Below are 22,408 nucleotides of genomic sequence, written 5' to 3' on the forward strand. Positions count from 1 at the left end.
ATTCTATAGCCTTTCCATTGTGGTAGTATTTAGAAGATAAAGTCAGCAGTTAAAAGGAGACACTTATGACGCAATCACTCATTTTTGATATGATGGAACTTTGTTTCAAACTGATAAAATTTTAGAATTGTCATTAGAAGATGCTTTTGATTTTTTAAGGTCACTTGGCAAATGGGATACGGTCACTCCTATTCAGAAATACAGGGAGATCATGGGTGTTCCCTTACCTGAGGTATGGAAGATTTTATTGCCAAACCACTCCAATGAAATAAGAGAAAAGATGGATGCTTATTTTTTAGAAAGGTTAATAGCTAATATCAACCAAGGGAAAGGCGCATTATATCCTCACGTTGAAGAGATATTCAGTTATTTGAGAGACAACAATTATTCAATTTTTATAGCAAGTAACGGCTTAATAGAATACCTCAAAGCAATTGTGAGTTTTTATCAGCTGGATAGGTGGGTGGCTGAAACGTTTAGTATTCAACAAATACATACACTGAATAAAGGCGATTTAGTAAACACGATCCTGGAAAAATACAGCATTCAGCAGGCGGCAGTTGTCGGAGACCGTCTGTCTGACATAAATGCGGCTAAAGATAATGGTTTGATGGCGATAGGATGCCATTTTGATTTTGCACAGGAAGAGGAACTTGCTCAAGCTGACTTTGTCATCCATGACTTAATTGAGCTGAAAACATTGCTGCCAGAGCTGAAAATAAGTAAAGGGTTATTTCCTATCGTCACGCCTGCAAGGATGACGCAATGATGCCAAGGGTCTATCGAACCTTGGTATTTTTTGTGCGTGTGTTGCGAGATGAGCTGCTGTCCAGTTATTAGGGCCGACTCATGTAAAAAAATAGAGCCCATTAGAGAGACTCTATTTTATATAATGTCCGGAATAAGGAGGCCATTTACATTCCATCTGTTTCCGAACCATCCTTGCCGTTAAAACCGCAATCCAAATACATGAATAATGAAAAGGGCAACAGGCGGGATCAATAGGGAGGGCAGCAAATTCATCGTTTTACATTTCTTGATTCCCAGAATGCTTATTCCTGAACTGAGGATGAGGATGCCTCCTACTATTGTGATTTCGTTTATAAGGTCTGTATTGATTGCGCTCTCCATTAGTTTAGCAAATAAATAGATGGAGCCCTGCCAGGCAAATAATACAATGGCAGCAGCAGCTATCCCAAAACCAAAAGTCGAAGCGAGCACAATGGAGGTAATCCCATCTAACATGCCATTTGTAAGGAGATACGTATAATTTTCATTCAGAGCGGCTTCAACAGGGCCTAATATTGACAGTGAACCGATACAAAATAATAAAATCGCAGTTGATAACCCTTCCGCTAAATTGCTTTTAGAAAATTTGTTCACCAGCTTGTTGAATCGCAATTCCAGATTGATGCTCTGTCCAAGCAATCCTCCAAGGGCTAAGCTCACGATAAAAAGAATGGGATATTGACTATCCGGCAAATGCTGTGCAATGGCATTAACCCCCAGTGCGACTGCGGCGAATCCCATTGCTTGCATCAGGATATCTTGGTAGTCATCTTTAATTCCTTTTTTGAATAACCCCCCGATAATACTTCCTGCAATGATCATAACGGTGTTGAATATGGTTCCTAACATAAGCTTTCTCCTCCAATAATGATTCCTGCATAAAAAATAAACCCTCTAGTTAGTAGAGAGTCAAGGGAGATGAAAAACATATTCGTGAAAGCTATTTAATTGGCAGCAGGATTTCAGTCACATAATGATCTAAATTATTCGTAATCCCATAGTCAATGAGTGTGATTTCGATTGAGTCCCCCGCTACCTCATAATGATGTTCTTTCATATAGGCCAGTAACTGTTTGTAATATGGTTCGGCTTCTGGATGGGACCCTTTAAACCTAATTTGAAGATATTCTCTTGAAGGAAAAGTGATTTCTGATGAGGTTTTTTCAGCTTCATCTTCAAGAATCATGAATATGCTGGAATATTTGTCGAACTGATTTGTTTTTACATTTGCGGCTGAAATGGATAAACCTATCTTGCCTATAAATATATCCTCGTTTACATTCAGATGGGTTCTCAATTGTGCTAATGAATGTTCAATATCATGGCCGAGAATATATTCTTGCTGTATATAAGCCACACGGATTGCGGGAAGTTTGATTTTTGAAATGTGATGTAATGGCGTGTGAACGGCATCTTCTATTTGGATGATCCGGCGGGAGATCTTTTTTTCAATGCGTTCCAATTCTCTTTTTTTGCGATCAATTTCAGTTTGCTGGTTTTTCAGTAAATCAATCAGCGTGTTTGTATTTTGAGAATTATAAAAATCAAGGAGTTTATTGATTGGCAGACCTAAGGCCCTCAAATACTTGATGGTATCCAGCCGCTCAAACTGTTGGGTAGAATAATATCTATAGTTGGTTTTCCCGTCTTTATATTCCGGTTTCAACAGACCGATTTCATCATAATACCTAAGTGCGGAGATTTTCACATTGAATAACTTTGAAACTTCTCCAATCGAAAAAAATTCCTTCATTTTAACAACCTTTCTGTTCATATGATTATTCACATTATATAGTACAGTGAGTTCTAAAGGTAAAGCTTGCAGCATTTAAAAAAAGCTCCTTTTAAAAAGGAGCTTTTTCATTCTTCAAAATAAGGATTGACATGGATGAGCACTTCTTCAACATCCGAAAACTGTCTTTTGATTTCATTTCGAATTTCGCGGGCAATATCATGTCCCTGCTTAATCGTCAAATCATGATCCAAAGATAAACGGACATCGAGCAATTTATAGTGGCCATGTTCGCGCGCGCGGATTTTATCGAGCCGTTTGACTTCTTGACAATGCAAAATAACAGCTTTATATTCCTCTATCAGCTTGGGATCAACACTTTTCTCCATAAGAACATCAACAGACGGCCTGATTAATTCCATTGAAATCTTAAAAATGAGGTAAGCAACAATTGCACTGGCAATGGCATCGGCGTACAACAGATAGGACCATCCGCGGGTGTTTCCGATAATCGCCAATAGGACGCCGATAAAAGCGGCAAGAGAGGCCACGATATCGCCTTTATGATCGTATGCAATCGCTATAATCGCTTTGCTGTTCCATTTTTCCCCTTGTTTTATGGAATAATGATATAAGATCTGCTTAGCCACGTAGGAAATCAGAGCTGCAAACAATGCGCTGTATTGTGGAACACCCGGCCCTTCAACAAAGGACAAAATCGCTTCTATTAGAATATAAACGGAAACGAGTACTAATATCATTCCTACAATCGCTTCACTGATGACCTCAGCTTTGCCATGCCCAAAAGGATGGTCTTGATCAGGCGGCTTATTGGAAATGCCGATCACGGCCAGGACAGCAATTGAAGCCACGACATCCGCTGCGGAATGTATTCCGTCTGCAAAAACGGCTTCACTATCGCCTATCAGTCCAAAGAAGACCTTTCCCGCCATTAAGATCAGATTGGCTATCAATGCAATCAAGGCAACTTTTTTGCTTATTTTTTCTCTTTCACTTGCCATTTTTTCCTCCTATAAAACTGCACAAAAAAATAGGAGCGCTTTTGCATTCGCTCTCCGTATCCTTTCTTGTGTAATCACTTTGCTTATCATACCAATTCAATTTCGAGTGGGTCTATAGCAACGTTGTTTCCTGTTTACTAATAAATAAGGTGACAGAAAAAAAGTTGGAGCAGGGCTAAACAGCAAACAGAGAAAAATTTCCACCCGATTTAAAAATGAACTATTGACATATCAGTTTTTATCTTTTATTATTATCTCATATTCAAGATATTTTAATTCAAGATATTTAATTAGAGTGCAGAATAAGAATCTCCAGATCGTTTGAAGCAAGAAAAAGATCACTGAAGAGAAAGCTTACGTTTTGGATCATATGCTATTTGATTTTTTATACCACAATATCTCGAATTCGAGATAAAAAGGAGTGCGCGAGAAATGGCTGAATTTGTACAGTTAGTGAATGAAAGAAGATCTGCAAGCAACTTCCTTCCAGGTCATCCAATCACGAAAGATGAACTCAACGAAATGTTTGAATTGGTTGCGCTGGCTCCATCAGCTTTTAATTTGCAGCATACAAAATATGTGACGGTTCTTGATCCGGATGTAAAAGGCAAGCTGCAGCAGGCCGCAAACGGACAATATAAAGTGTTTAGCTCATCTGCGGTTCTTTTGGTTTTAGGCGATAAGCAGGCATATCAGCAAGCAGCGGACATCTATGAAGGATTAAAGATGTTGGGGATATTAAATAAGCAAGAGTACGATCACATGGTTCAAGACACCGTTTCGTTTTATGAAAACAGGGGAGAACCATTTAAGAGAGATGAGGCGATAAGGAATGCTTCACTTTCTGCGATGATGTTTATGCTGAGCGCTAAGGAAAAAGGCTGGGACACCTGTCCTATGATCGGGTTTGATGCTGAAGCCGTGAAGCAGATTTTGAATATAGACGATCAATTTGAGGTTGTCATGATGATTACAATTGGGAAAGAAAAAACAGAGAGCAGAAGGCCGCGCGGCTACCGGAAGCCTGTGAATGAGTTTGTTGAGTATATCTAAATGAACATTTAAAGGAGCGGATAAAAATGGCTAAAAAAACGATGGGAATTCATCATATTACAGCAATTGTCGGTCACCCTCAAGAGAATGCAGATTTCTACGCAGGAGTGCTGGGGCTGCGATTGGTCAAGCAAACGGTCAATTTTGATGATCCAGGCACGTATCATCTTTATTTTGGGAATGAAGGCGGGAAGCCGGGAACAATCATCACCTTCTTTCCGTGGGCGGGCGCCCGCCAAGGCATTATTGGAGATGGCCAGGTTGGCGTGACTTCTTATGTCGTGCCGAAGGGTGCCATGGCATTTTGGGAAAAGAGGCTTGAAAAGTTCAACGTTTCATACACAAAAATCGAGCGTTTTGGAGAACAATATCTAGAATTTGATGACCCGCATGGCTTGCATTTAGAAATCGTGGAAAGAGAAGAAGGAGAGGCCAATACGCGGACTTTCGGAGACGTAACTCCCGATGTTGCCATTAAAGGTTTTGGCGGTGCAACCCTGTTATCAGCACAGCCTGAAAAAACAGGTGAACTGCTGGAAAATATCATGGGACTGGAGCGAGTCGGCAAGGAAGGAGACTTCGTTCGTTATCGTTCTGCCGGTGATATAGGAAATGTGATTGACCTTAAGTTAACGCCTATTGGCCGGGGGCAAATGGGGGTCGGCACGGTACATCACATCGCTTGGCGCGCTAACGATGACGAAGACCAATTAGACTGGCAAACATATATTGCTTCTCACGGATATGGTGTGACACCTGTTCAGGATAGAAACTATTTTAATGCGATTTACTTCAGAGAGCATGGGGAAATCCTGTTTGAAATCGCAACGGATCCTCCGGGCTTTGCACATGATGAATCACAAGAAACAATGGGCGGAAAATTGATGCTCCCTGAGCAGTATGAACCGCACCGGGCACAAATTGAACAAGGGCTGCTGCCGTTTGAAGTGAGAGAATTAGATTGATTTGACACATAAAAAATAAAAAAACATATATTCAATTGATGATTGCTGGTGGTACTGTCAGCAAAGAATCAGATGAAATCAAAGATGAGGAGAGATAAAAATGGAAGATGCAGGACTGTTGCTTATTCGGATTATGATTGGTGTGGTATTCCTGTTTTATGGATCACAAAAATTATTCGGCTGGTTTGGCGGATACGGGATTAAAGGAACCGGACAATGGTTCGAGTCAATTGGTGTTAAACCAGGTAACGTCGCGGCCGCTTTATCAGGTCTTGGGGAATTCGTAAGCGGAGTTTTATTTATTTTAGGTGTATTCCTCCCGCTTGGAGCTGCTATCATAACGATCATTATGTTAGGTGCCATTGTAAAAGTACATGGAGCGAAAGGATTTGCGAACGGTGCGGGCGGTTTTGAATATAACGCGGTGCTGATTGCAGTCTCCATCGGGGTTGCGCTCATCGGTTCAGGGGCTTACGCTTTGCATTTTTAATATGAAAGTATTGAAGAACAGTTACTGGCAAACGGTAACTGTTCTTTTGTTTTGCGAGTTTTAAACATAACTTGGAGTACTCTGCAAAGCAAAAAAGCGGATATGATAAACATAAATGTGTATAGTGAATGATACGCGTATCGATGAGCTTGGTCATAATAGACAGGCCAATTTGAAGGAGGAATTTGATGAAAGAGATGACAACATTACATTCATTGAATTCTATAGAGAATTTTATTAAACAGCACCAATTCAGTTTTATCTACATTTCAAGACCCGGCTGTACAGTATGTCACGCTGTTCTGCCGCAGCTTAGAATATTACTGGATCAGTTTCCAAACATCACATTGGGGCATATCAATGCTGACGAAGTAGAGGAGGTCGCCGGCAGATTTTCAGTCTTCACTGTCCCTGTGCTTCTTTTGTTCATTGATGGGACTGAGTTTCTGAGAGAAGCCCGTTTTGTTCATTTTGAACAGCTCGAAGAAAGGCTGCAAAGGGTTTATCGGTTATATGAAGATAAATAAAAGTGTTTACATGAAAAGCCCCTTTTAAGGGGCTTTTTTCAACGTCACGCCGTCCCCCATGCATGTTTTAAAAGCTGGACACCGTGTGTGATATCATCAAAGCCAAGCTGGCCGAACCCCAATTTAATCAGCGGTTCATCAGGGGTGTTGTTTACGAAATAGAGCGCGGTGGGATAAACTTTTACTCCGTACTCCAAAGCACGCTGAATCAGCGATTCCTCAGAACAATGCTGATGAACCTTGATCAATATGTATAACCCGGACTGTTCGCCTATTATGGTTACGTGATGTCCGAAGTGTTGCTTTATAGTTGCCGTCAAGTGCTGCATTTTGCGTTTGTAGACCACGCGCATCCGTTTGATATGACGGGTCCATTCCCCTTCTTTCATAAACGCTGCCATGGTGAGTTGGCTCAGCAAAGAAGCGGTGCTTTCGAATTGATGAAATCGACGCTGATAACGCTGTAAAATAGCCTCCGGCAGCACCATATAGCTTAGGCGAATACCCGGGAGAAACGATTTTGAGAAATTCCCCAGATAAATCACTCTTTCAGAATGAATAGAGGCTAGGGCAGGAAAAGGCTGCTGTGTGTATCGGAATTCACTGTCATAATCATCTTCAAGAATATATCCGTCTTGTTTAGCCGCCCAATGAATCAGCGCCTGCCGCTCCTGAATAGACATGCTGACCCCATAAGGGCTGTGGTGAGAAGGTGTCACATAGATGAGTCTTTCCTTCATTTGATGTAATACTGAAAAATCAGCGCCCTTCTCATAAACAGGCAGTGTTTCAAGCGTAAAGCCTTGCAGCTGAAAGGCTTCCCGTCCCCCGGAAAAACCAGGATCCTCTACGATGATGCCTGAAAAATCATCTTTTAAAATCTGTCCAAGATAAATAAGCATTTGCTGTGTGCTGCTGCCAATCATAATTGAATTGGCATCTGTTTGTACGCCGCGGGATTCTAACAGATATGCCGCGATTTGTTCACGAAGGCGTTTTTCTCCGAATGGTTCCCCGTATAGATAGCTCTTCTCTAAAGTCAGCATTTGATTAGATAACCTTCTCCATATTGCAAGAGGGAAATGAGTTTGATCTACAGCACCCGGACGAAAATCAATGAGAGCTTCCGGCGGTGTTTCTGTTTGCTTGTTTTGAGAAAGTGTTTCTTTCCCCTGACATAAAAGAGGTTCGATTTCATTCGCAAAATAACCTTTTCTTCTTTCTCCTCGAATGTAGCCTTCCGCTATCAGCTGATCATAGGCCACCAAAGTTGTATTGCGGCTCACCTGCAAAGAATGGGCGAGCTCGCGAATGGAGGGCAATTGTTCATTCGCTTCTATATGCCCCTGTTCAATTAATGCTTTAAACCGCTCGTAAATTTGTGTGTATTTAGGACGATCATGATGAAAAGCAAAAATCATATTTTTCACCGCGCTCACCTCTGACATGTATATTTGTTTGAAACTGTACCTTTGAAAATGTCAGTTCCTATCTTATTATACTTTATAAATAAGCGATCATGGAAACGGTTTCCTATTCGTGCAGTGATCGGCTTAACAAGAAAGGAGATTGGATTATGTTTATCCCTGCCCCATTTAAACTTAACGAATCAGAGGCTTATGATGTCATCCGGGAAAACGGTTTTGCAACGTTGTTCTCGACGCATGAAGGCCTGCCGTTTGCAACCCACTTGCCGCTGTTGATGAGTGCTGACAAAGCCTGCTTGTATGGCCATTTTGCTTTGCAGAATCCTCACTGGAAGGACATTGGCGGCCAGACCGTTTTAGCTGTTTTTCACGGCCCCCATTGTTATATCTCGCCATCATGGTACGAGACAAACAAAGCTGTTCCGACATGGAATTACGTGGCGGTTCACGTTTATGGAGAAGTGGAGCTTTTAGAGGATGAAGAACTGGAAGACTCTATGAATGACTTGGTATTAAAGTATGAAACACCGGACAGCTCGTACAAATTAGATGATATTGACCCTGCATTTTTGGCGGGCTTACATAAAGGAGTAAAAGGGTTCAAAATCAGCATAAGCAAAATAGAGGGGAAAGCGAAGCTGAGCCAAAATCATTCACTATTACGGCAAACGTTAGTAATGAATCAGCTCAATCAGATCCCGCATACCGATGAACAGAGAATCGCAAGTTTAATGAAAGAACATATCAATATAAAACAGGGAGAAGGCTTGGACAAATAGCCTGGTAAGAAAGATTTAAGGAGTGAATTGGAAGCGTTTCGTATCTTTTCGCTTCTTTATCGGTCATAATGAAGTGGGCCAAAGATTTGTTTGGCATTGAACAGTTAAACATAAAGGAGTTTTTTGACATTGGGCTGGAGCAAATGGATCAATCTTTTCTGTATCATAGCATTAGGAGCAGTCATGGGATATAAATTATTTACCCATCAGCATATCAGCACCCTTCACCTCATCATATCTTCAGCACTCATCCTGTGGAATATCATTGGGCTTTTCAGCAAAGAAGCATCACATCAAACTAGACAAACCTAAGAAGCAAGGTAAAAAAGAACTCAAATGAGTTCTTTTTTTTGCGCGATGATATTATTTTTCACTAGGGGAAGAAAGGCTATCACTCTGCCCTTGATCACTTTTATCATCACCAAAACTTGCTGAAATGATAATAGAAGCAGAAGGGGAGTAATCTCCTAGTGTAAAGTTCATTCCGTAATTCTTGCTGTTCGCCGTATGGCTGTTTTGCAAGTTTTGTCCAATATCGGCATTAGCGTTTTGTGTGATTCCGTTTATCGTGAGATGTGAGATATTGATTTGAGAACGCATCCTCCAATAGTTCCTTTCATTCAGAAGTATATGACATTGAGGCTGTTGACAGTCTATTATCTTGTATTAATAGGATATTTCATTTTTGAGTATTAGCTTAAACTTAACGGTAAAAATTCTATTGAATCTCAAGACAGGTTGAGAGAGAACATATTATTTGAACAGCAAGATTCCATTAGAAAAACCGCCTGGTCAGTTTAGGCGGCAGGTATTGATATATCAGCTAAGAATTTGGCGTATCATTTTGATTTTGCCTAAAGGATATGATTGTGGTTTTTAACGATGAATAGGAACCGATAGCGGCGTAGCCGTAAAACCACCCCATAAATACGCCAGAAAAGAGACTGTGTCGATGGCTTATGAAGATCGAAATGATAAGACCTATCATCAGAGCTGCTGACGGGACAAATGTTTTGGGGATCTTCAACCATATTTTGAGGATTTGGGTGATCAGGATGATTGTTGGAACAGCTATCACGGCATCCCAAAAGTTTGTGTGAATAATTGGAAAATCCATGCGGCACCTCAGTAAGTAATATTATATGATTCAGTAATGATGAAAATTCACGCTAAAATCTGGTTGATCAGTTCTTGGATCGCATTTGTGATATTTTGATTAACGGCTTGACTGTTTGCGGAGCTTGTTTGACTGAAAAGGATGCGTTCAAAAACCATCCCTCTATTGTTCTCTCCGGCACCCTCTGTTGTTTTAGACACAGAGAACGGGCTGATGGAAAATGCAGATCCATTATTGAACACGCTGTTTCCGGATATCGACCGAATATAAACTGGGCATCTCATCATTCATCTCTCCTCTCCGTTATTGCTGTTTATACAATATGGTGCGTGTACGGCTGTTGCGTAAACAAAACGGCAATAATATACGATGATAGACAAAAAAGACATCAATCCCTAACACTCTTCATGCAGCTTTTAGGGTTGTTTTTTATTTTTTTACCAATCCCATGAAAACTATTCTGATTGCCTGAATGCTGGGCTTGTCCGTCCTTCCTTAAGAAGTCCGGGTGAATGAGTTGTTTCAGATCCCTGACTGTTAAAGGCTTAGCGTCATCAGTTCATTCTATCCCTAATTGTCGATTCGCCTTTACTGTCGCTTTTTTGACGTCTTGTATTGCTGTTACGCCATGGAGTCTTAACATGCTGATCGTCTGTGAGTCTCATCATCTTTAAATTTTCAATACGAAGATGTCCGTTTTCAATCACTTGCCGGTTAGCATCTTTTCAATAAAATTGAATCGAATCTGAAGCCATTCCATAAGGATAAGTGTCATTGAAAAATCGCCGCTCCGATTTTCAATGATCGGCTGAACGATAATGGTTCCGATAGAAATCATGACGACCGTTTGAGTTGAGGTCATTAGTGCGATTGATTTTCTTCCTGAAATTCTCAGCAGAATGACTCCAATTATAATGAGAACAAAAGCTTCCCAGTGAAATTCATGCGACCGCCTGACCAATGAGTAATGGATTTGTCATGAAGCGGCTATGCCAGCCATTCGCGATTTTCATATATTATGGACGGAGAAATCATGAAGATAAAGCAAAATCATTTGCCGGAATCCTGGCTTTTAGAAGAATGGCAAAAAAGAGAAAGGTAAAAGAGGCCGTATACGCGGTTCTGCTCGGTAAGAGGCATTTTGATGTGGATCAATATAGAGACCATATATCAGTCCCTATAGATAAAGAATGAGGGGAGGCATATTAAAGCCCTTTAGTGTACGCAATGTTTTCGACTTGTCTTGGGTACGAAATGTGCAGAAGGCCGTTTAACATCTGAAACTGTAATAAATGAGATTCAGCGGCTTCAGGAAGCTGAATCGTTCGCTCAATTGCGCCGTAATACCGTTCACGTTGCACCTCCATTTCGGCTGGGAAAACAGGCGTGATTGTTCCTTTGATCAGCAGCTGGGTTTTAGTAAGTAAGCGGATCGTTAATTCCTCCTCATATACACCGGGAATTTCCACAATGATAAAATTATATTCTTCATCTTGATAAAAGTCATAAACGAGCATATAAGCTTTGGAATCAAAAAATTGTTCCGGAGCTTTATATTTGAGCACATTTGTCCAAAAGTCACTTTGCTTATATTCATTCGTAATCTCAAGCCACTTTCGCATTTTTTCGATATTCATCTGAGATCCTCCTTAAATTTGATTTGAAATCGGTGCAGAAGGGTTTCCAATTTGGTCTTGGTCACTGATATCAGTATCAAGATTAGCAGTGTTTAATAGAGAAGAAGAAGGCGAAAAATCCCCTAGAGAAAAGTTTGCCCCAAAGTATTTGCTGTTCGCTGTATGGCTGTTGTGTACAGTTGGGCCGACATCGATATTTCCGTTTTGTGTGACGCCGTTTACCTTAATATTTGCGATGTTAATTTGGTATGGCATAGCGAACCCCCTTTTAATCTAATATTGGCGGTACTGGCAGCGGAGGAGCATTTACATAGGAATTATCAGAGTTTCCGATTTCTGTCTGATCATTTACATCAGGGTCATTTAAGAAGTTTTCCATGATTGATTCTGCAGGTGACGTATCACCGAAAGAGGAGTTGATCCCTTGAGATTTATTATTGGCGGTATGGCTGTTATGCGCGGCTTCACCTATTGTAATTGAACCATTGCCCGAAATGCTGTTGATCTTTAAATAATATAGGTTGATTACTGTAGACGGCATCCCATCACACCCTTCCATCATTCTGTACAGTACAGTATGCTCTGCCGCACCCAATTGTTCCTTGAATCGGCGTGGTCCAATAATATAAGGGATAACACAGGCGGCCCAGCCTTGATAAAAATAAAATTCATTGACATAAAATCCAATGGCATGAAATAATACTTGTGAATAATGTTACTCACGAGTATCTTTTAGTGGAGGTTGATCCCAGTTGAAAAGCAAAAAAGGACGTAAAGGGGAAGAAAGCCGGAAACGGTTACTCGAAGCTGCTGCTAATGAATTTTCAAATCGGGGATTTCATGAAACGAAAGTAAGTGAAATTGTGAAACGAGCCGGACTTACGCAGCCTTCCTTTTATCTGTACTTTCAAAGCAAAGAAGCCATTTTTGACGAGTTAATCACCAATTTTCACTCACGCATAAAAAGGCTGACAGAATCACTTCTTCTGGAAAACGGATTAAACACGAAGGATGTATCAAAACGGGTGCTGTCCGCTGTGGAAACTGTTTTTCAATGTCTGGATGAGGACAAGGATGTAACAAAGATCGGCTTTTTTCTAAACCCGGAAGCGAAGCAAATGAAAAAAGATCTGGCGATGGTTTTGAAAGAGAACTTAGAAGCAGAACAACGACTTGGTTATTTTGACTCTGAACTCGACATGGAAACGGTCGCTGAGTGTTTGATCGGCATAATCGAACATTTAACCGATTCATTTTTGTTGACCGGAATCAAAGATCCGGCAAGTCTCGCTGCCCAGGTTGTGAATCTGTTAATATACGGGATGCTTCCGAAAGGGAGTGACGGAAGATGATATTTGTGATTATGAAAGTCGGTTTGGCAGCTTTTATGCTTGCGGGAGGCATCATAAAGGTGTTCCGTGTTCCTTTTCAAGTAGAGCATTGGCGGCATTATCAATATCCATTATGGTTTCTTACAGTTACTGGAATTCTTGAAATAGCCGGGGCGCTTGCCATGACAGCGGGAATTTGGAATCGGTATGCAGCGTTTGGGGCAGGCGCACTGTTTGTCGTTCTCATGGCGGGAGCGGTTCATGCGCACATGTTACGAGCGCGCCAATCGGTTCTCATGACGATCCCTGCCATGATTTGTTTGATTGTTTCTGTCATGATCATGATTAGAGAGTTCATGTAAGATTTTCTCTTATATTTCCACAGTCTTTTATTTTGATTTGCAGGAAATCTATTTCTCTTATCGAATGATAGAGAGTCAGAGGTTAAAAACGGCTTCTTTTATATTTGTACGCAGTGATTGTCCGGCATTGGCTGGACTTTTTTTATAAGGAGGAATACAGAATGACGTTAACCTTGGAAGACATGACTGTGGAAGAGTTCGAAGCATTTCGCGGAATGTCCGTGCGAAATTATGCGAAACAAAACATAATGTCGGGAACTTGGACAGAAAAAGAGGCGTTCGAAAAATCGGAGCAGGCTTATGAGAACATGATTCCGAATGGACGAAACAGCAGCAATCATTTCTTTTGGAACATCACAAATGAACAAGGGGAAAGGATGGGCTGGCTCTGGCTGTATGCTGATCCGTTTCATCCGCAAAAGGAAGCGTTTATTTATTCCTTTGGATTGTATGAAGCATTTCGCGGAAAAGGGCTGGCTCAATTGGCGCTTCAAACGCTGGATGAAAGAGCAAGAGAGCTTGGCGCGGAACGACTTGCCCTTCATGTGTTTGCGCACAACGAGATAGCGGTTCATCTTTATGAGAAGATGGGCTATGCCATGACCAATATACGTATGCGGAAACAGCTGTGCTGAGAAGCCGCTTATTTAAGCGGTTCTCCAAACACAATATGCCAATGCAGATGTTTAGAGTCCTGGTAAGCTCCTAAGTTGGTGATCACACGGCATGCGCCTTTTTCTTCCGTCACCATGGAAGCGACCTTTTGAATGACACCCATTCATTCAAGAAGCAAGTCTTGGTCGTGCTCTTCCAAGGTTAGGAACAGCCACAATATGGACTGGATAAAACGGTTTTGTAAGATAGTATGCCAATACGTTGTCTGTCTCTAGTACCTTATTTACTTTTGTTTTGCCGCTAAATACTTCATCACAGTAAAAGTCTTCAGTCATATGATTCATCCTAATTTTTTGTTTGTTTCATTTCATCTTCTGCTTTTCTTCATCACCTTCCTTCTGTTGTGAGAAGCTTTCCGCCTGAGGTACCGCACCCTCGGTATTTTTTTGCTCCTAAACTCTTAATTATCACAGGCTTGAACGTCGGCTATAGGAGAAGTCTGCTTTAAAAACAGCAAAAAAAGATTGACCTGTAAAATGTAAGGGGTTACAATTGAAAACAATTAGGAAAGACTTTCCTTCGATATAATTTAATATTATAACATTTTTGAAGATTATTTTATCTAAAAGATAATAATTAGAGAAAGACTTTCTTTATTTTGCAGATAGGAGTGATAATGATGGAGAATGTACAGGTTGGGCTGTTAGGCGCGGGCCGGATGGGAGCTTTCCACGGAGAAAGTATTGCGCTCCGTGTAAAAGGAGCAGATTTGTATGCGGTTGCAGATCCGGTTCCGGGAAATGCAGAAGCATTTGCAAAAAAGCTCGGCTCAAATATTAAAGCGTTTACGGATCCGTTAGAAATGCTGGAGCATCCGGATATTGATGCGGTCATCATTGCGTCGCCAGCAAGGACGCATGCAGCAAACATTATTGCAGCGGCAAAGAAGGGGAAAGCTGTTTTTTGCGAGAAACCGATGGCTGTTACGCTGGAAGAAGCGGATGAAGTCATCAGAGCAGTAAATGAAGAATCTGTTCCGCTTCAGGTCGGTTTTAACAGACGTTTCGCTAAAGGCTTTCGCAGTGCATATGAAGAAATCCGTGCAGGGAAAATCGGCACACCACAGTTAATGCGTTCCATCACAAGAGATCCGGCGCTCGGCGATCCGACTTCAATTCCTCAATGGACGATTTTTTTAGAGACGCTGATTCATGACTTTGACACCTTACTTTTTCTCAATCCAAATGCGAAGCCAATTGAAGTCTATGCCGCGGCTGATGCGCTTGTCAGACCTGATTTTAAAGACAAAGGATTTTTGGATACTGCAGTTGTCACAATCAAATTTGATAACGGAGCGATCGCAACGGCCGAAGCGAACTTCCAAGCCGTTTATGGATATGATGTCCGCGGAGAAGTGTTTGGATCTAAAGGCATGCTGACCATGGGAGATATCCGCCATACAAACATGACAAGATATAACAAAGATGGAGTCAGCTACAACACGATTCGTTACGACCAGGATTTATTATTCGATGCTTATGTTGACGAATTACAATCGTTTATTGATGCCGTTCGAAATAATGAGAAAACCCTTGCAACAGGCGAAGATGCACGTGCGGCACTTGCCATTGCCGCAGCTTGTATAGAATCTTGCAAAACGAAGCGGCCTGTCACATTAAAAAACGGAGTGCCGCAAACGGTTTGAGTTTTTGATAGAAGAAGCGCCTTTTTAAAAAGAAATTCTGGTAAGCATTCGTTTATACTAGAGAGGATCTATTTTATAAAGGTGGCCTTCTTAATGAAAACAACCATTTATGATGTTGCGAAGGAAGCAAACGTTTCAATCTCTACGGTTTCAAAGGTTCTTAATAACACCGGCAATATAAGTGAAAAAACGAAAAATAGAATTTGGAAAGTCATTGAGGAGCTTCAATATCAGCCAAGTGTTGTCACTTCAGCGAGAAAAATGATGAAGACCATCGGGCTGCTCATTCCTGACATCGCCAATCCGTTTATGGCCGAGCTGGCCAGAGCTGTGGAGGACAGCGGCCGTAAAAAGGACTTCAGTGTCATTATATGCAGTACGGACAACGATTCGCTGAGAGAAGAAGAATATATCACCATGCTGAAGCAAAAGCATGTAGACGGTATTATTGTAGCGACGGGTCTCAAGAACAGTCAGGCGATACGTGAGCTGATTGAAAGCGACATGCCGATTGTCATGCTGTCCAGAGATATACCGTATCTGCCTGTAGACACTGTAGTAGCGGATGACTTTAAAGGAGGATACGAGGCAGCCGTTCATTTAGCCCAATTAGGGCATACAAACATGGCTGTCATAGCAGAAAAGATTAACAATACATCAATCAAAAATCGTGTCATCGGTTTTAAAGAAGGACTGCAGGTTTCAGGAATTGAAATCGATGAATCAGCCATTCTGGACTGTCCGTATGACTTGTCAGCCAGCAAAGATATCAGTTTAAAGCTGCTTAATCAGAAAAATAGGCCGACGGCTGTATTTGTGACGACTGAGCTGCTTGCTTTAGGTGTTTTGCAGGCTGCTAGGCAGCTTCACATTTCTATTCCTTCATCTCTTTCGTTGGTTGGGTTTGATAACAGCATCCTTGCAAAGATCAGTGATCCCAAACTAACGACAATCGCACAGCCGGCTGAAGAAATGGGAGAAAAGGCAATTGAACTGCTGATGGACGGTATGACTAATTCAAAACAAAAGAAAGTGATACAGCGTGTGATGCTGTCTCCTTCATTAATTGTGCGAGATTCTACGGCATCACTCTGGTGATCCTTGGGGGATCTTGGAGCGATCTCCCTTGCTTAAACGAAATACAAGAAGACGGAGGTTTCTTCATGACATCCAAAAAGGCCTATATCAGTCTGATTTACTTTTTCGGAGCATTAGGAGGTTTGCTGTTCGGGTACGATACAGGTGTAATATCCGGCGCGCTGCTGTTTATAAGGGAGGACATGGAACTCACTCCGCTGTTAGAAGGATTGGTTGTCAGCGGAGTGCTGATTGGCGCTTTAGCAGGTGCAGCTTTTTGCGGAAGGTTCTCCGATCGCTATGGCAGGAAAAAAACAATCATCTGGCTCGGTGTGCTTTTTACAATTGGAGCTATTGGAACAGGTCTTGCTCATAATGTCGGAATATTATTACTATTCAGAATAGAGTTGGGTGTAGCGGTTGGAGGAGCTTCAGCAATTGTTCCTTTGTATCTGTCAGAAATGGCACCTGCCGCGATCAGAGGCAGAATCGCTTCATTGAATACACTGATGAATTCTTTTGGGATTCTCATGGCGTATATTGTAAACTTTGTCTTTTCATCTTCCGGCAGGTGGGATCTGATGCTCGTATTAGCAGTAGTTCCATCCTTCATTCTCATGGCTGGCATGTTTTTTATGCCTGAAAGCCCTCGATGGGTGTTGCAGAAAAAAAGTGAGGAAGAAGCGAGGCATATTTTGCTTCTTACGAGAGATCCGAAAACAGTCGATGCTGAGATCCGCAGCATGAAGGAGATCAAGACGGAAGAACGTGTTTCCATATCAACGTTATTATCCCCGGCGATCAGGCCAATCCTATTTATCGGTATTGGGATCGCCATCTTTCAGCAAGTGATCGGCACGAATACAATTATTTATTATACACCGACCATTTTAGAAAATGCAGGGTTCGGTACCTCCAGCGCCATTGCAGGAACGATTGGGATCGGCAGTATCAATGTCTTATTTACAATTATAGGATTGCTGCTGATTGATATGTTAGGGCGAAGAAAACTCATGCTGATCGGCAATGTCGGAATGTCTTTGGCACTTGGTGTTTTGGGCGTCAGTATGATGTTCTTTCATGCGCCAGGATGGCTGCTGTTATCCTGCTTATGCTTGTTTATGGTAGCGTATTCAGCTAGCTGGGGAATGGTCGTTTGGGTTGTGCTGGCTGAAATTTTCCCGTTACACATCAGGGGGACGGCATTGGGAATCGCAAGTACCTGTCTGTGGCTGGCGAATATTGCGGTGTCGCTGTCCTTCCCGCTGCTTTTACATCTGATCGGTACAGGTATTTTATTTCTCATGTACGGTGCCATTGGCGTCCTTGCCTTTCTCTTTGTCTATAAATTTGTGCCGGAGACAAAAGGCAAATCATTGGAACAGATTGAAGGAGAAATCATGTCAAAGAATACAGCTTCATCTTTCTAAAAGGGGGATTTCAATATGGGAAGAGAATATGGGTTATGCTTATGGACTTTCGGCAGCATTCCATTTGAACAAAAATGCCGACTGGCTGCAGAAATTGGAGTAGACGGGGTTGAGGTCGAAGGGGATCTTTCAGTGAATCCGAAAGACCTTGCCAAGACATTGGATGCTCATCAAGTAAAGGTTTTATCGGTAACGCCAAGAAATGTAGATATTTCAAGCGCGAATGAAGAGGTTCGTTCAAAGGCTGTGCAGTATTTCTTGGATTTACTGGATTGGGCTGTGGATTTAGGGGCTCCCCGCATCTGTCTTCACGGAGATGTCGGCAAAGTCAGAGGGAGCGGTGATCATGCAAGGGATTGGAGTTTACTAGTCAAAAGCGCTAAAAAGATCATGGCTAAAGCAGAGAAATTGCAGATTCAGGTGGTATTTGAAGTATTGAATCGATACGAAAATCACCAAGTGGTCACTTGTGAAGAAGCTTTACAATTCATTCGCGATGTCGGCAGCTCCAAGCTCGAAGTACTTCTCGATGCGTATCATATGAATATAGAGGAAGCTGATCCTGTAAAGGCCATTGAGTTGGCAGGGCAGAAACTCGGCGTCTATCACGTGGCTGATTCAAATCGCCAGGCCATCGGAAGCGGCCATGCGAACTTGAAAGAGCAAATCGAAGCGCTCCATTCTATCGGTTATAGTGGCCCGATCATTATGGAGATGGTGGCCGCCGGGCCTGACCCTTTTACTCCGGTAAAAGAGGATAGCTATCTGGAAGTGGTGACAGGGTATTTTAAGTCATCTTTAGAGACATTAAGATCATGGGAGGGTTTGAAAATATAAAGAAAAAGGACAACATCTGTTGTCCTTTTCAATGCACTCAGTCTTTTTTGTCTTGCTCATCCAGCTCTTTCATCCGCTTCGTAAGTTCATTGAAAGCCTGATCAAGCTCCTTGTACCCTTTATCATTCGGTTTCATTAAACTGAGCTTTCCCAGCACTTCCTGTCTTTCTGTTTCAAGCTTTAAACGAAGCTCTTCCCGGTCATTTCTTTCTGATGGAACGTCACTCAATTGCTTTTTGATGCCATTGTCCGAGATGACGAGTTTACTGTTTGTTGTTTTTTCGAGAAAGTATCGGTCATGTGAAACCGCCAGCAATGTGCCGCTATAGTGTGACAGTGTTTCTTCCAGCTGTTCGCGTGATGGCAGGTCGAGATGGTTTGTCGGCTCATCTAAAATCAGCACGTCTTTCTCCTCCAGAATATATGCCATAAGCTTGATCTTTACACGCTCGCCCATACTCATATGCTTGATCGGCTCAGTCCATTGGGAAGCTGTAAAACCTAAGTGCCTCATCAAATTTTGAACGTGCCCTCTTGCTTTGTATGTGTCATTCTCAAATAACTCTTTCGGTGTTTGTTCTAAAGGCAAATCAAACACTTCCTGCGTTAAATAGCCGATGTTTGCGGACGGTGACACCCATACACTTCCTTCTGCCGTTTCCTGTCCCACAATGATTTTCAGCAATGTTGTTTTCCCGCTGCCATTGGGGCCTATGATCGCAACCTTTTCGCCGTGCTGAATCGTAAAATGTGCGTTTTGAAAAAGGGTTCTTTCGCCAAAAGCCTTCGTTACATGCTGAACGTCTAAAAATCGTTTTCCTGTTTTTTTGGTTGTATCAATTGAAAAGCGGACAGTATATTCCGGCTCAACGGGTTCCGCCTTTGTTTTTTCCAGCTCTTGTTCAAGCCGCTTCCGCTTGGATTTAATCTGGGCATCCGTACGCTTCGCTTTGACACGGTGATATTCTTTAAACCCTTCCTTTTTCGTCGATTGCGCATGGGCTTTTTCAGACCATGAAGAAAGCTCATTCATTTGTGCTTCGATCCGTTCAACCATTTTTTGCTGCTTTTCATATTCACGCTGCCGGGCGAGTCTTTTCTTTTCCCGAAACTTCATATATCCAGAGTAATTTCCTTTGAATTCAATCAGCGTTTGAGCTTCGAGCGACCATATTTTTGTTGCGGCTTCGTCTAAAAAATAACGATCGTGAGATACAAGAATCACTGTGCCTCTATAACTTTTCAGCTGTTGAATGAGAAATTGCAAGCTTTCTTCATCAAGGTGGTTTGTCGGTTCATCTAACAGTAAAAGATCAGCATCCTCTGACAGCCCTTTCGCCAGCCGCGCTTTCAGTTTTTCACCGCCGCTTAATTGTTGGAAATCACGGACGGGCACATGCCATTTCTCCAGTAATTTCTTTTCGGCGGGCGTCTGATCCGCAAAGGAATACGACGCGGTTTCCTGTTCAACCACCGCCATTTTTATATCCTGCCGAAGGATTTGACCCTGTGCAGGGGCTAAGTCATTGTGTATGAGGTGCAGCAGCGTCGATTTCCCAGCGCCGTTTTTGCCGATAATCCCAATGATATCCCCTTGATGAACACTGGCATTTACGTTTTTAAAAACAGTCAGATCCTTCACTTCATAACTGACGTTTGTTAATGTTATGATCTCTTTCATCGATATCCCTCGCTTTAAAGGGAGAATCAAAAAAATCCTCCCAAATGTGTTGGAAGGATTAGCCGTGCCGGTGCATGATCAAATAAGCTATTATTCATAAATAGCCATGTCGTATATTTAGAAAATGGGCAGACTAATCCTATTTTTTCTGATTTGAAATATTGATTTCAAACGGTAAAAATAAGATTAGTTAATCATCGTCCACCCATCATCCCTTCTGTTTTCATTACACACACTATAGCATAACTTCTCATTCAAAAGCAAAGGCCATTTGGCATTTATTTTCATTGTAAAAAAGCTCCTGCTCTCATTTTCTGAAGCAGGAGCTGCGAATTTTATTGATGCTTTGCTTTTCTCACTTTATAAATCACAATCAGCAAAATAAACCAAACCGGCGTAACAAATAACGAAACCCTGGTATCCTCGGCCAATGCCAGCACAACCAAGATAAACGCCAGAAACGCGAGAATCAGGTAATTTGTAAACGGATAAAGCGGAAGCTTAAACTTGTTTGTTTTTGCTAATTCAGGTCTTGTTTTACGGTATTTCATATGGCAGATGACCGTAATCCCCCAAATATAGATAAAGCAGACGGTTGAAATGCTTGTGATCAGGGTGAATACGCCTTCTGGCATGATGTAGTTTAACGTAACACCGATTAAAATCACGATAGCTGAAAAGAACAACGCATTGCTAGGTACTTTTCGCTGAGTCAGTTTCGCCATGGATTCAGGCGCATTGTTATCTTTCGCCAGTGAATAGACCATACGGCTTGTACTGAATACAGCGCTGTTGCAAGCTGAAGCAGCGGATGTCAATACAACAAAGTTGATAATGCTTGCCGCCCCGACGATGCCAACCGCGACAAACACTTGCACGAACGGGCTCTCGCTGGGATTGATGACATCCCAAGGATAGATGCTCATAATCACAAGAAGAGCGCCAATATAGAAAAGCAGCACCCGGACAGGGATATTGTTGATCGCCTTAGGGATTACTTTTTCAGGGTTTTCTGTTTCACCGGCCGTGAGCCCGACCAGCTCAATGCCGACAAAGGCAAACACAACCATTTGGAACGAAAGGATAAACCCGTGAATTCCATTCGGGAACATGCCTCCATGGCTCCAGAGATTTGTGAAGCTGGAGACCCCTGAGCTTGTGGAAAAACCTTTGAAAATCATTACAAGGCCAATGACGATCAATGCCAAAATGGCAATGACTTTAATTAAAGCAAACCAAAATTCTAATTCTCCAAAAAGCTTGACGGTTGCCAGGTTCATAATCAGTAAAATAATGAGGGCGATTAAGCCGGGCACCCATTGCGGCACACCCGGGAGCCAATATTGAGTGTAAAGCCCGACGGCTGTCAGATCAGCCATCGCAATAGAAATCCAGCAGAACCAATAGGTCCAGCCGGTGATAAAGGCTGCCATATCACCTAAATAATCTTGTACAAAATCAACAAAAGAGTGATAGTTCAAATTCGATAACAGCAATTCACCCAGAGATCTCATAATTAAAAAGCAAATGATCCCCGTAATCATGTAAGCAAATAAAATCGACGGTCCGGCAAAATGAATCGATTTTCCTGAGCCAAGAAACAAGCCCGTCCCAATGGCCCCGCCGATGGCGATGAGCTGGATGTGCCTGTTTTTCAAGCCTCTCTCCAATTTTTGCTGATTTATATTGTCTTTCCTCATGTCGTCTGTCACTTTGTTTGTTCCTCCATTGAAAATTGTTTTGAGTCAGCAATATGTTTTAATGAATATTATAACACTAAAATTTCTATCTTTTTTACTATACAGGAAATATGAAAAGAAATTTTAATGTGA

The 22,408-nt window shown here is 41.9% G+C and carries 25 protein-coding genes and 4 pseudogenes; 15 read left to right on the forward strand and 14 right to left on the reverse strand.

All coding sequences use genetic code 11. From position 1 onward, the window contains the following. Positions 1-65: 65 nt before the first annotated feature. Positions 66-769, forward strand: a pseudogene (locus tag EFK13_RS03180) (HAD hydrolase-like protein). Positions 770-948: 179 nt separating this feature from the next. On the opposite strand, the gene EFK13_RS03185 reads toward EFK13_RS03180, so the two are convergent. The 3 genes from EFK13_RS03185 to EFK13_RS03195 all read right to left on the reverse strand — a co-directional run bounded on the left by EFK13_RS03185 (position 949) and on the right by EFK13_RS03195 (position 3,543). Further along, entirely contained in the window at positions 949-1,638 is a 690-nt protein-coding gene (locus EFK13_RS03185; RefSeq protein ID WP_129506583.1) for a DUF554 domain-containing protein, read from the reverse strand. 91 nt (positions 1,639-1,729) lie between these two features. Continuing rightward, entirely contained in the window at positions 1,730-2,542 is an 813-nt protein-coding gene (locus EFK13_RS03190; RefSeq protein ID WP_129506733.1) for a MerR family transcriptional regulator, read from the reverse strand. A gap of 107 nt (positions 2,543-2,649) precedes the next feature. Further along, positions 2,650-3,543, reverse strand: coding sequence for a cation diffusion facilitator family transporter (locus tag EFK13_RS03195; RefSeq protein ID WP_129506582.1), 894 nt, complete (start codon positions 3,541-3,543; stop codon positions 2,650-2,652). Positions 3,544-3,975: 432 nt separating this feature from the next. Between EFK13_RS03195 and EFK13_RS03200 the strand changes: the two genes are divergently transcribed. The 4 genes from EFK13_RS03200 to EFK13_RS03215 all read left to right on the forward strand — a co-directional run bounded on the left by EFK13_RS03200 (position 3,976) and on the right by EFK13_RS03215 (position 6,578). Beyond that, positions 3,976-4,596: a nitroreductase family protein gene (locus EFK13_RS03200; protein ID WP_129506581.1), complete on the forward strand. Its 621-nt coding sequence runs from the start codon at positions 3,976-3,978 to the stop codon at positions 4,594-4,596. Positions 4,597-4,622: 26 nt separating this feature from the next. Next, positions 4,623-5,561, forward strand: coding sequence for a ring-cleaving dioxygenase (locus EFK13_RS03205; protein WP_129506580.1), 939 nt, complete (start codon positions 4,623-4,625; stop codon positions 5,559-5,561). 100 nt (positions 5,562-5,661) lie between these two features. Then, on the forward strand, positions 5,662-6,051 hold the full coding sequence (locus tag EFK13_RS03210) for a DoxX family protein (protein WP_129506579.1): 390 nt from the start codon (positions 5,662-5,664) through the stop codon (positions 6,049-6,051). Between the two features lie 188 nt (positions 6,052-6,239). Continuing rightward, on the forward strand, positions 6,240-6,578 hold the full coding sequence (locus EFK13_RS03215) for a thioredoxin family protein (RefSeq protein WP_129506578.1): 339 nt from the start codon (positions 6,240-6,242) through the stop codon (positions 6,576-6,578). Between the two features lie 44 nt (positions 6,579-6,622). On the opposite strand, the gene pdxR is transcribed toward EFK13_RS03215, so the two are convergent. Beyond that, positions 6,623-8,008, reverse strand: a complete 1,386-nt coding sequence (gene pdxR / locus EFK13_RS03220) for a MocR-like pyridoxine biosynthesis transcription factor PdxR (RefSeq protein WP_129506732.1) — start codon at positions 8,006-8,008, stop codon at positions 6,623-6,625. A gap of 146 nt (positions 8,009-8,154) precedes the next feature. Between pdxR and EFK13_RS03225 the strand changes: the two genes are divergently transcribed. After that, positions 8,155-8,784, forward strand: coding sequence for an FMN-binding negative transcriptional regulator (locus EFK13_RS03225; protein WP_129506577.1), 630 nt, complete (start codon positions 8,155-8,157; stop codon positions 8,782-8,784). Between the two features lie 129 nt (positions 8,785-8,913). Further along, complete coding sequence (locus EFK13_RS03230) at positions 8,914-9,096, forward strand: hypothetical protein (protein WP_129506576.1); 183 nt, start codon at positions 8,914-8,916, stop codon at positions 9,094-9,096. 51 nt (positions 9,097-9,147) lie between these two features. Here EFK13_RS03230 and EFK13_RS03235 read toward each other — a convergent pair whose 3' ends face one another. From EFK13_RS03235 to EFK13_RS21135, 4 genes and pseudogenes are all read right to left on the reverse strand, one after another. Next, positions 9,148-9,384: a spore germination protein gene (locus EFK13_RS03235; RefSeq protein ID WP_129506575.1), complete on the reverse strand. Its 237-nt coding sequence runs from the start codon at positions 9,382-9,384 to the stop codon at positions 9,148-9,150. Positions 9,385-9,607: 223 nt separating this feature from the next. After that, positions 9,608-9,901 (reverse strand): hypothetical protein, encoded by a 294-nt coding sequence (locus tag EFK13_RS03240; RefSeq protein WP_129506574.1) that lies wholly within the window; start codon positions 9,899-9,901, stop codon positions 9,608-9,610. A 47-nt stretch (positions 9,902-9,948) separates the two neighbouring features. After that, a complete protein-coding gene (locus tag EFK13_RS03245; protein WP_129506573.1) occupies positions 9,949-10,188 on the reverse strand; it encodes a spore germination protein in 240 nt (79 codons plus the stop codon). Positions 10,189-10,289: 101 nt separating this feature from the next. Further along, a pseudogene (locus tag EFK13_RS21135) lies at positions 10,290-10,862 on the reverse strand (DUF421 domain-containing protein). A gap of 54 nt (positions 10,863-10,916) precedes the next feature. On the opposite strand from EFK13_RS21135, the pseudogene EFK13_RS03255 reads away from it, so the two are divergent. Further along, positions 10,917-11,095: pseudogene (locus EFK13_RS03255) on the forward strand (DUF421 domain-containing protein); the annotation flags it as partial. Positions 11,096-11,106: 11 nt separating this feature from the next. On the opposite strand, the gene cotP reads toward EFK13_RS03255, so the two are convergent. From cotP to EFK13_RS03270, 3 genes are read right to left on the reverse strand one after another with little or no spacing between them, the layout of a single operon-like run. Further along, entirely contained in the window at positions 11,107-11,538 is a 432-nt protein-coding gene (gene cotP / locus EFK13_RS03260) for a spore coat protein CotP (RefSeq protein ID WP_129506572.1), read from the reverse strand. A gap of 12 nt (positions 11,539-11,550) precedes the next feature. Beyond that, positions 11,551-11,793, reverse strand: a complete 243-nt coding sequence (locus EFK13_RS03265) for a spore germination protein (protein WP_129506571.1) — start codon at positions 11,791-11,793, stop codon at positions 11,551-11,553. Between the two features lie 13 nt (positions 11,794-11,806). Then, positions 11,807-12,079, reverse strand: coding sequence for a spore germination protein (locus EFK13_RS03270; RefSeq protein ID WP_129506570.1), 273 nt, complete (start codon positions 12,077-12,079; stop codon positions 11,807-11,809). Positions 12,080-12,290: 211 nt separating this feature from the next. Here EFK13_RS03270 and EFK13_RS03275 point away from each other — a divergent pair, with 211 nt between their 5' ends. From EFK13_RS03275 to EFK13_RS03285, 3 genes are all read left to right on the forward strand, one after another. Beyond that, positions 12,291-12,890 carry a TetR/AcrR family transcriptional regulator gene (locus EFK13_RS03275; protein WP_129506569.1) on the forward strand — a complete coding sequence of 200 codons (600 nt, stop codon included), beginning with the start codon at positions 12,291-12,293 and terminating at the stop codon, positions 12,888-12,890. After that, positions 12,887-13,231 (forward strand): DoxX family protein, encoded by a 345-nt coding sequence (locus tag EFK13_RS03280; protein ID WP_129506568.1) that lies wholly within the window; start codon positions 12,887-12,889, stop codon positions 13,229-13,231. The genes EFK13_RS03275 and EFK13_RS03280 overlap by 4 nt, the downstream gene beginning before the upstream one ends. Positions 13,232-13,392: 161 nt before the next feature. Further along, entirely contained in the window at positions 13,393-13,866 is a 474-nt protein-coding gene (locus EFK13_RS03285) for a GNAT family N-acetyltransferase (RefSeq protein WP_129506567.1), read from the forward strand. Positions 13,867-13,874: 8 nt separating this feature from the next. Here the strand turns inward: EFK13_RS03285 and EFK13_RS03290 are convergent. Beyond that, a pseudogene (locus EFK13_RS03290) lies at positions 13,875-14,181 on the reverse strand (HIT family protein). 341 nt (positions 14,182-14,522) lie between these two features. Here EFK13_RS03290 and EFK13_RS03295 point away from each other — a divergent pair. The 4 genes from EFK13_RS03295 (at position 14,523) to EFK13_RS03310 (ending at position 18,895) form a co-directional block, all read left to right on the forward strand. Continuing rightward, a complete protein-coding gene (locus tag EFK13_RS03295; protein WP_240034918.1) occupies positions 14,523-15,551 on the forward strand; it encodes a Gfo/Idh/MocA family oxidoreductase in 1,029 nt (342 codons plus the stop codon). A gap of 93 nt (positions 15,552-15,644) precedes the next feature. Further along, entirely contained in the window at positions 15,645-16,649 is a 1,005-nt protein-coding gene (locus EFK13_RS03300; protein WP_129506566.1) for a LacI family DNA-binding transcriptional regulator, read from the forward strand. 65 nt (positions 16,650-16,714) lie between these two features. Further along, complete coding sequence (locus EFK13_RS03305) at positions 16,715-18,058, forward strand: sugar porter family MFS transporter (RefSeq protein ID WP_129506565.1); 1,344 nt, start codon at positions 16,715-16,717, stop codon at positions 18,056-18,058. A 15-nt stretch (positions 18,059-18,073) separates the two neighbouring features. After that, positions 18,074-18,895: a sugar phosphate isomerase/epimerase family protein gene (locus EFK13_RS03310; RefSeq protein WP_129506564.1), complete on the forward strand. Its 822-nt coding sequence runs from the start codon at positions 18,074-18,076 to the stop codon at positions 18,893-18,895. Positions 18,896-18,932: 37 nt separating this feature from the next. On the opposite strand, the gene vmlR is transcribed toward EFK13_RS03310, so the two are convergent. Both vmlR and EFK13_RS03320 read right to left on the reverse strand, forming a co-directional pair. After that, positions 18,933-20,576, reverse strand: a complete 1,644-nt coding sequence (gene vmlR / locus EFK13_RS03315; protein ID WP_129506563.1) for an ABC-F type ribosomal protection protein VmlR — start codon at positions 20,574-20,576, stop codon at positions 18,933-18,935. A 335-nt stretch (positions 20,577-20,911) separates the two neighbouring features. After that, on the reverse strand, positions 20,912-22,288 hold the full coding sequence (locus tag EFK13_RS03320) for an amino acid permease (RefSeq protein ID WP_129506562.1): 1,377 nt from the start codon (positions 22,286-22,288) through the stop codon (positions 20,912-20,914). Between the last annotated feature and the right edge of the window lie 120 nt (positions 22,289-22,408).

Source organism: Bacillus cabrialesii (assembly GCF_004124315.2).
In the GTDB taxonomy this organism is placed as follows: Bacteria; Bacillota; Bacilli; order Bacillales; family Bacillaceae; genus Bacillus; species Bacillus cabrialesii.

Excerpts from the sequence above, each read along its gene's own strand:
- EFK13_RS03185 (WP_129506583.1), bottom strand. The coding sequence starts at position 1,638 with ATGTTAGGAACCATATTCAACACCGTTATGATCATTGCAGGAAGTATT.
- EFK13_RS03190 (WP_129506733.1), bottom strand. The coding sequence starts at position 2,542 with ATGAAGGAATTTTTTTCGATTGGAGAAGTTTCAAAGTTATTCAATGTG.
- EFK13_RS03195 (WP_129506582.1), bottom strand. The coding sequence starts at position 3,543 with ATGGCAAGTGAAAGAGAAAAAATAAGCAAAAAAGTTGCCTTGATTGCA.
- EFK13_RS03200 (WP_129506581.1), top strand. The coding sequence starts at position 3,976 with ATGGCTGAATTTGTACAGTTAGTGAATGAAAGAAGATCTGCAAGCAAC.
- EFK13_RS03205 (WP_129506580.1), top strand. The coding sequence starts at position 4,623 with ATGGCTAAAAAAACGATGGGAATTCATCATATTACAGCAATTGTCGGT.
- EFK13_RS03210 (WP_129506579.1), top strand. The coding sequence starts at position 5,662 with ATGGAAGATGCAGGACTGTTGCTTATTCGGATTATGATTGGTGTGGTA.
- EFK13_RS03215 (WP_129506578.1), top strand. The coding sequence starts at position 6,240 with ATGAAAGAGATGACAACATTACATTCATTGAATTCTATAGAGAATTTT.
- EFK13_RS03225 (WP_129506577.1), top strand. The coding sequence starts at position 8,155 with ATGTTTATCCCTGCCCCATTTAAACTTAACGAATCAGAGGCTTATGAT.
- EFK13_RS03235 (WP_129506575.1), bottom strand. The coding sequence starts at position 9,384 with ATGCGTTCTCAAATCAATATCTCACATCTCACGATAAACGGAATCACA.
- EFK13_RS03240 (WP_129506574.1), bottom strand. The coding sequence starts at position 9,901 with ATGGATTTTCCAATTATTCACACAAACTTTTGGGATGCCGTGATAGCT.
- EFK13_RS03245 (WP_129506573.1), bottom strand. The coding sequence starts at position 10,188 with ATGATGAGATGCCCAGTTTATATTCGGTCGATATCCGGAAACAGCGTG.
- cotP (WP_129506572.1), bottom strand. The coding sequence starts at position 11,538 with ATGAATATCGAAAAAATGCGAAAGTGGCTTGAGATTACGAATGAATAT.
- EFK13_RS03265 (WP_129506571.1), bottom strand. The coding sequence starts at position 11,793 with ATGCCATACCAAATTAACATCGCAAATATTAAGGTAAACGGCGTCACA.
- EFK13_RS03270 (WP_129506570.1), bottom strand. The coding sequence starts at position 12,079 with ATGCCGTCTACAGTAATCAACCTATATTATTTAAAGATCAACAGCATT.
- EFK13_RS03280 (WP_129506568.1), top strand. The coding sequence starts at position 12,887 with ATGATATTTGTGATTATGAAAGTCGGTTTGGCAGCTTTTATGCTTGCG.
- EFK13_RS03285 (WP_129506567.1), top strand. The coding sequence starts at position 13,393 with ATGACGTTAACCTTGGAAGACATGACTGTGGAAGAGTTCGAAGCATTT.
- EFK13_RS03295 (WP_240034918.1), top strand. The coding sequence starts at position 14,523 with ATGATGGAGAATGTACAGGTTGGGCTGTTAGGCGCGGGCCGGATGGGA.
- EFK13_RS03300 (WP_129506566.1), top strand. The coding sequence starts at position 15,645 with ATGAAAACAACCATTTATGATGTTGCGAAGGAAGCAAACGTTTCAATC.
- EFK13_RS03305 (WP_129506565.1), top strand. The coding sequence starts at position 16,715 with ATGACATCCAAAAAGGCCTATATCAGTCTGATTTACTTTTTCGGAGCA.
- EFK13_RS03310 (WP_129506564.1), top strand. The coding sequence starts at position 18,074 with ATGGGAAGAGAATATGGGTTATGCTTATGGACTTTCGGCAGCATTCCA.
- vmlR (WP_129506563.1), bottom strand. The coding sequence starts at position 20,576 with ATGAAAGAGATCATAACATTAACAAACGTCAGTTATGAAGTGAAGGAT.